The organism is Streptomyces sp. 8L, assembly GCF_020176795.1.
GTDB lineage: Bacteria > Actinomycetota > Actinomycetes > Streptomycetales > Streptomycetaceae > Streptomyces.
On the sequence record NZ_JAIUKE010000334.1, the window covers coordinates 1 to 1116 of the forward strand.

Here is a 1116-nt window from a genome sequence, read left to right on the forward strand (position 1 = left end):
GGGGGGGGATCGGCCGGGCGGGGCGGGCGCCGGGGCGCGGCCCGCGGTGGCCGGGGGCCACGTTCGCCGGGGAGGCCCTCGCGGTCGCGGTGCTCGCCGTGTTGCTCGGCACGGGCGCGCTCGCGACACACGGCGTATCGCGGTACGTGCTGATCGCGGTGCTCGCCCTGTGCCTGGGCGCCCAGACCTCGGTCGTACGGCTCACGGGCGCACGCGACATCACCACGACGGTCATCACCCAGGCGCTGGCCGGGTTCGCGGCCGGCAGCGCACTCGGACACGGTGTCCGGGCGAGCCAACTGCGCAAGGCGGGCTCGGTGGTGACGATGCTCGCGGGCGCCGTCGCGGGCGCGCTGCTGCTGCGGGCGACGGTGGCCGGCGTGGTGGGTCTCGCCGCCGCGCTCACCGCGCTCGCGGCCGGCTGTTTCCTGCTGGGGCCCCCGGCGGAGCCCGCAGGCGGCGGCCGGGGGCCCGGCGGGAAGCGGCCGGGCGACACGTGACCGGATAAACGGGCGACCTGGGCGGCCGCCCGGCCGTAGCCTCACCGTCATGACCGACGCTTCACTCGCCGAGGTACTCGCACGACACCGTCCCCGCGGCGCGGTCGAGGCCGTCGACCTCTCACGGGCGCGCGCGCTCGCCCACGCGGCCCCCGACCCCTGGCTGCGCTCCACACCGCTGCACGCCACCGCCTCCGCGCTGATCGTCCATCCGCCGACCGGCCGGGTGCTGCTGCGGCGGCACGCCCGTCAGCGGGCCTGGCTCCAGGTCGGCGGGCACGCCGATCCCGGTGAGAGCGGGCCGCTGGCGATCGCCCTGCGGGAGGCACGGGAGGAGACCGGGCTCGGCGACCTCGCGCCCTGGCCCGACGCCTCGCTGCTCCAGGTCGTCGTGGTCCAGGCCGCTTCGCGGGCCGCGGACGCCACGCACCCGGCGGAGCCCGCGCACGAACACGTCGATCTGCGCTTCGTGTTCGCCACGGCCGAGCCGGAGCGGGCCAGGGCGGAGAACGCGGGAGCGCCGTTGCGCTGGCTGGACCCGGCTCAGGCACGCGCGTTGACGACGGAGGCCAATGTGCGCGAGGCGCTCGACCGGGTGGCCCGCCTCCTGGCCGAC

Annotated in this window: 2 protein-coding genes; both read left to right on the forward strand. The window is 77.8% G+C overall.

Going from position 1 to position 1116, the window contains the following annotated elements:
- On the forward strand, positions 1–500 hold a 500-nt coding region (locus tag LCE31_RS25195; protein ID WP_225017918.1), incomplete at its 5' end, for a DUF1275 family protein.
- A 49-nt stretch (positions 501–549) separates the two neighbouring features.
- Positions 550–1116, forward strand: a 567-nt coding sequence (locus LCE31_RS25200) for an NUDIX hydrolase (protein WP_225017919.1), incomplete at its 3' end; no start/stop codon positions are given.